This is a genomic window from Sulfurimonas sp. (genome assembly GCF_018698455.1).
GTDB lineage: Bacteria > Campylobacterota > Campylobacteria > Campylobacterales > Sulfurimonadaceae > Sulfurimonas.
Window position 1 is genome coordinate 1 of sequence record NZ_JABIOQ010000043.1, and the last position, 5,385, is coordinate 5,385.

General features: G+C 34.7%; 8 protein-coding genes. 3 read left to right on the top strand and 5 right to left on the bottom strand.

Features of this window, described 5'->3' with window-relative positions; translation table 11 throughout:
- The 4 genes from rpiB to folD form a co-directional block, all read right to left on the bottom strand.
- The coding region (gene rpiB, locus HOG88_RS05775; protein WP_295004143.1) for a ribose 5-phosphate isomerase B at nucleotides 1-430 on the bottom strand (430 nt) is incomplete at its 3' end.
- Between the two features lie 9 nt (nucleotides 431-439).
- Entirely contained in the window at nucleotides 440-1,120 is a 681-nt protein-coding gene (locus HOG88_RS05780) for a site-2 protease family protein (RefSeq protein ID WP_295004145.1), read from the bottom strand.
- Nucleotides 1,107-1,916 carry a signal peptidase I gene (lepB, locus tag HOG88_RS05785; RefSeq protein ID WP_295004147.1) on the bottom strand — a complete coding sequence of 270 codons (810 nt, stop codon included), beginning with the start codon at nucleotides 1,914-1,916 and terminating at the stop codon, nucleotides 1,107-1,109. The genes HOG88_RS05780 and lepB overlap by 14 nt, the downstream gene beginning before the upstream one ends.
- The gene (gene folD / locus HOG88_RS05790) at nucleotides 1,917-2,780 is read right to left on the bottom strand and encodes a bifunctional methylenetetrahydrofolate dehydrogenase/methenyltetrahydrofolate cyclohydrolase FolD (protein WP_295004149.1); all 864 of its coding nucleotides are present in this window, start codon (nucleotides 2,778-2,780) and stop codon (nucleotides 1,917-1,919) included.
- A 60-nt stretch (nucleotides 2,781-2,840) separates the two neighbouring features.
- On the opposite strand from folD, the gene HOG88_RS05795 reads away from it, so the two are divergent.
- Together HOG88_RS05795 and HOG88_RS05800 are read left to right on the top strand one after the other, a co-directional pair.
- A complete protein-coding gene (locus HOG88_RS05795; protein WP_295004151.1) occupies nucleotides 2,841-3,191 on the top strand; it encodes a cytochrome c in 351 nt (116 codons plus the stop codon).
- A complete protein-coding gene (locus tag HOG88_RS05800) occupies nucleotides 3,181-4,098 on the top strand; it encodes an aldolase/citrate lyase family protein (protein WP_295004153.1) in 918 nt (305 codons plus the stop codon). Before HOG88_RS05795 ends, HOG88_RS05800 begins: the two co-directional genes overlap by 11 nt.
- Here the strand turns inward: HOG88_RS05800 and HOG88_RS05805 are convergent.
- Entirely contained in the window at nucleotides 4,095-4,901 is an 807-nt protein-coding gene (locus HOG88_RS05805) for an energy transducer TonB (protein WP_295004155.1), read from the bottom strand. The genes HOG88_RS05800 and HOG88_RS05805 overlap by 4 nt on opposite strands.
- A gap of 90 nt (nucleotides 4,902-4,991) precedes the next feature.
- On the opposite strand from HOG88_RS05805, the gene HOG88_RS05810 reads away from it, so the two are divergent.
- A partial coding sequence (locus HOG88_RS05810) for an aminotransferase class III-fold pyridoxal phosphate-dependent enzyme (protein ID WP_295004157.1) occupies nucleotides 4,992-5,385 on the top strand: 394 nt, incomplete at its 3' end.

A 5,385-nucleotide genomic window follows, 5' to 3' on the forward strand; every position in this document is an offset into this window, starting at 1 on the left:
AATTAATCTCTATTTTATCTATTCTATCACAGTGTCTAGCACCATCAAAGTTACCTGCAATCCAAGCATCAAGAATGGATTCTGCAACACCTTTTCCAACGATACGTTCACCAAAACAAAGAATATTAGCATCGTTATGTCCACGAGCAACTGTTGCTGTGTACGCATCATGACAAAGTGCAGCACGAATACCCTCGTGACGATTTGCCGCCATACTCATTCCTATACCACTTCCACAAATAAGAATTCCATGAGAAGTTTTATCTTCTAAAACAGAATGTGCGACTTTATGAGCATAGTCCGGGTAATCAACTCTATCCTTAGAATATGGCCCAAGGTCAATAACTTCATGACCTTTTTCTTCCAGTAACTCAACTGTATAATCTTTTAGTTCAATTCCAGCATGGTCTGTAGCAACATAAAATTTCATTTTTTCTCCTTAAGATGTTAGTAGTAGTCCAAGTATAGTCTGGACAGGTAAAAATAGAACATAGTCTTTTAAAGGTGTCATTAATACAACTAAAACTATTATTATTCCATAGCGTTCATTTTTATAGAAAAATTCTGCAACAGTATTTATTTTGTACTTTAAAGCTAGATGCATTACAAAATGTGCACCATCAAACTGTGGAATAGGAAGTAGGTTGAAAACTCCTAAAACTACATTTATTATAAGTATTTGAAACACTAACATATAAGCAAATATATAAATAAGTGAATCACTAGCAACTGGTTGACTTAATGCAATGATAGCTATTGAAGCAAATGCAGCAAGCGTAAAGTTATAAACGATACCCGCTAAGTCTACTTGCATCGCCGCGTTATATCCACCACGACCGATAACGGTTGCTGTATTTATAGGCACCGGCTTCGCCCAACCAAATAAAAATCCACTCTCTGCACCCATAAGCATAGGTAAGAAGTACATACTCAAAGGAACGATAATAGTACCAACCATGTCAACATGACTTATAGGATTTATAGTTAAACGGCCTGCATTTTTAGCAGTTGTATCTCCGTACATAAACGCGACCCAACCATGCATAATCTCATGCCCAATGATGGCGATAGCAAGTGCTAAAACAGCAGCTACTATTTTGAGTATATCAAGTAATTCCATAGTAATCTTTATCTGTTTTTATTCTTTCTTGTATTGCTTTATCCAAGTATGGAGCTTGTTCGAGGTCTGTTGGAGTTTTTCCAACTCTATCCCATCTTATTTCCCAGTTTTCATCTATTGAGAAGTAAATAAACCATGGAGTTCCCTCTATGTTCTCATAAGGAACGCTTCCCCAAAAACGGCTATCATTTGAGTGGTCACGGTTATCACCCATCATAAAATAACTATCTTTCTCAACTTTTATAGGATTGAGATAAAACACAGGCATTGGATACTGTCCATCATTAACGATTTTATCATCATGGTGAATTCCTTTATGTGCTTTTTCATAAGGATTTTTGACCCAAAGTTTTTCTTCATAAACAGCTATTTCAAAACCAGAATAGTTTTCTTTTATCCAGTCATCACCTTCACTAAAGTGTATGAAAAGGTTTTTGTCAGCTACAAAAAGTTCATCATCAGGAAGTGCAACACAGCGTTTAACAAAGTGTTGTTTTACATTCCCTGGATATCTAAATATAACTATGTCACCACGCTCAGGAGTGTCTCCGTCCATTAAACGCAGACTATCACTCCATGGCATAATTGACATTTCTAAAAAAGGAATGTGAGGCATAGGAATACCATAAGCGAATTTTTTAGCAAAAAGGTGGTCACCTATGAGAAGTGAGTCTTTCATACTTCCACTAGGGATTCTAAATGCTTGAGCAACAAAGAAGATAACAAAAAGAACAATGACAATAGTTCCAGTCCAAGAATTCGACCATTTATATGCTTTTTTAACTAACTCTTTCAACTACTGATCCTTCGCTTTTTGTGCATTGATTTTAGCGGCTTTGAGTGTGTTACTTAAAAGCATAGCAATTGTCATCGGTCCAACACCACCTGGGCTTGGTGTTATGTAAGAACTTTTTTTACTTACGTTTGCAAAGTCTACATCACCGACGAGTTTACCCTCGGCTGTTCTACTTACCCCAATATCTACGATGATAACATCATCTTTTACCATATCTTCAGTTATGAGATTAATAACACCAACACCAACTAAAACAACATCTGCATTTAATGTGTGGCGTTTCAGGTCATCTGTAAATATATGACATATTTCAACAGTTGCATCTGCATTTAGAAGAAGTGATGCCATTGGTTTTCCAACAATGTTAGAAGCTCCAATAACTACACAGTTTTTTCCTTTAACATCAATGTTATACTCACGTAAGAGTTCCATAACACCAAGTGGAGTACAAGGAACAAATCCATCAAGATTAGTTAGAAGACGTCCTACATTAAACGGGTGGAAACCATCTACATCTTTGGCTGGATCTACAAGTTCAAGAAGTTTTGTTGTGTCTATCTGTTCTGGAAGAGGGAGTTGGATTAGAATTCCATCTATACTGTCATTTTTATTCATGCTTATGATGGTTCTTTCTATCGCTTCTTGAGAGATATGTGCAGGCATATCATGAGTAATAGAGTAGAAACCTACACGGTCACATGCTTTTTTCTTCATGTTAACATAAGCGGCACTTGCTGGATCTTGACCAACAAGAACAACTGCTAAACCGGGTGTACAACCACAAGTTTCTTTTAGCTTTTTTACATCTGCCGTAACTTCAAGTTCAATTTTTTTGGAAAGTAGTTTACCATCTAATAATTGCATTTAAACCCCATAAATTATATTTCTGTTATTATACCCTTTTAATATAATAATAGGCTAATAATGAAATATCTACTTTTTTTAATACTTCCAATACTTGTATGGGCTTCTAGTGATTTTATATCTCCCCAAGAGTATGCTGCCCAACTCTATAAAAATCCTAGAGGTATTGGTTGTCAGCACTGTCATGGAGAAAATGGCAATGGTAAAATAATAGCTAAATATAAGCATAAAAATATAGAAAAAGAATTCATTGGAGCCAAAATTAATAACATAAGTTATAGTGAATTTCATAGAGCTTTAAACAGAAGAAAAAAAGCAATGCCAAGATACTTTTTAACAGATAAAGAGGTACAAGCACTTTACCTTCATCTCCATAAAAATGATAAAGCGAAGAAGAAAAATGCAAAATAAACTTCAAGAGCTATATGACAATAGAGACTTGGAAGGGCTAGATGCTTTAGCTGTTCCTAAATATAGAGAGTTAAATAAGTCAATGAAGTTCAAATCAGTTTTGATGCTCTCGTGTAATAATATAAAACATTTATCTAAAATAGAGAGTCTTGATGCTGATTGTATAATGCTTAATTTAGAAGATGGTGTTAGTAAGGAAGATAAGCCATTTGCTCTTGTCTTATGTGCATTTTATCTCACTCAAATAACTAAAAGTGATAAAAAACTTGTTGTACGTGTAAATGCCTTGGATGAAGGTGGTTATGAAGAGATAACTTATTTAAATCAATTTATGCCAGATGCAATTAGAGTCCCTAAGATTAAAAATGCTTCGGAGGTTAAAAATGTACTGGCTCTATTGAAGGATGATATAGAATTACACCTTTCGATTGAAACAGCAGATGCCTGGCATAATCTTTCTTCTCTATCTGTAAATAAAAAAGTAACTACTTTTTATTTAGGAATTTTAGACCTGTTTGCAGATATGAAGCTTTCTCAAAGTCTCGTAAATTTAGATAATCCGACAATGCACTATATGCTTTCACACTTTCTAGTAAGTTCTAAAGCTATGAATGTAAAACCAGTAAGTTTTGTCTATCAAGAATTTAAAAATTTAGAAACTTTTTCAAAATGGATAAACTTAGAAAAAAGCATGGGCTATGATGCAAAAGGCTGTATCTCTCCCTCTCAGGTTACATTAGTTAATGAAGTCTTTGTTGATAAAGAAGCAGAACTCTTACGTGCAAAAGTAGTTATAAAGCTTTTTGAGATGTACCGTGATGAGGGAATAACTGGTTTTGTTGATGATGAGTACGGTTTTATTGATGAACCCATTTATAAAGGTGCATTAGCACTCCTTCAGACTTAATACCTAGCGAGATTATAGTAAACATTATAACGGATTAAAATCTTTTCTTTAGGTCTTGGATATCTACTATAGGCATATTCTATAGTCTCTTTTGTTGTTTCATCAAGTACAAAAAAACCACTTTTTGATAAAAACCTAAAGTCTGTCATATCACCATTCGGATGAAGATAAAATTCTATTACATTAGTTCTATTTACATTAATATTGTTAGATAAGTTTACGGAAGCAACACGAGTAAGTACACTTTGGGTGATTCTTCGCATAATTTCTTGATTATCAATCATATATTCCTGTTGTCCACGGGTGAGGTTTCCCCACTCGCTTCCATAAAGCTTTTTCATCTCTAAGAGAGTACCACCCGCACCCATTTTTGAGTAAGACTTTTTTTCTTCTGGTTTTATTGCTTCTGACTTATCTTCATATAACCAAGACATAGGATCTATTAGAGTTGTGTCAACTTTTTTTGGTTTAGGCTTTGACTTTTCTATTTTTTCTGGTTTGTTCAGAGTAGGTTTTAGTGGGTTTTTAAGTGGCTTATACTTTATAGGTGGTTTTTTTAGAATTTTTTTGAGTTGTTTTCCCTTAGGTATTGGTCGTGATTTAACTGGTGCTATTAGTTTCTTCTGTATTGATGCAGGCTTTTTATGCTTGGGAGGCATTTCTTTTAAAGAGACTCTCATTCTGTTTTCTTTAACTGGCTTTTTTTTATGCTCAGGATTGATACTCATTAGAATCCAAAAAAGAAGAACAAAAACAAGATGTACAAGAAGTGCAACAAAAAGTGCAAAGGTTGTTCTGTTCAAGAAGTATCCATTAAATATATTTAAGAGATTATAGCAAATGAAAATTAATACTACTTTGCTATAATAAGAAAAAACAAATAAGGTCCTTATATGAGTAGAGAAGCATCAAATGTAGCGTTTAGTGAGGCACAAAGCTTAATCCCAGGTGGAGTAAATTCACCTGTTCGTGCATTTAAAAGTGTTGGAGGAACTCCTATCTTCATTGCAGAGGGGGAGGGTGCTTACCTAAAAGACATAGATGGAAACAAATATGTAGATTATGTTCAATCTTGGGGTCCACTTATTTTTGGTCATCGTGATGAGACTATAGAAAATGCAGTGATAAATGCGGTAAAGAGTGGTCTGAGTTTTGGTGCTCCAACAGAAGCTGAAACGCAGTTAGCAAAACTTGTCGTTTCTTTTTTCGACTCTATAGACAAGGTGCGTTTTGTAAGCAGTGGCACAGAAGCTGTTATGTCTGCTATTCGTCTTGCCCGTGGGTTTA

Bases quoted from the DNA above. Each gene is read 5' to 3' on its own strand.
- HOG88_RS05780 (WP_295004145.1), bottom strand. From the start codon at position 1,120: ATGGAATTACTTGATATACTCAAAATAGTAGCTGCTGTTTTAGCACTT.
- folD (WP_295004149.1), bottom strand. From the start codon at position 2,780: ATGCAATTATTAGATGGTAAACTACTTTCCAAAAAAATTGAACTTGAA.
- HOG88_RS05795 (WP_295004151.1), top strand. From the start codon at position 2,841: ATGAAATATCTACTTTTTTTAATACTTCCAATACTTGTATGGGCTTCT.
- HOG88_RS05800 (WP_295004153.1), top strand. From the start codon at position 3,181: ATGCAAAATAAACTTCAAGAGCTATATGACAATAGAGACTTGGAAGGG.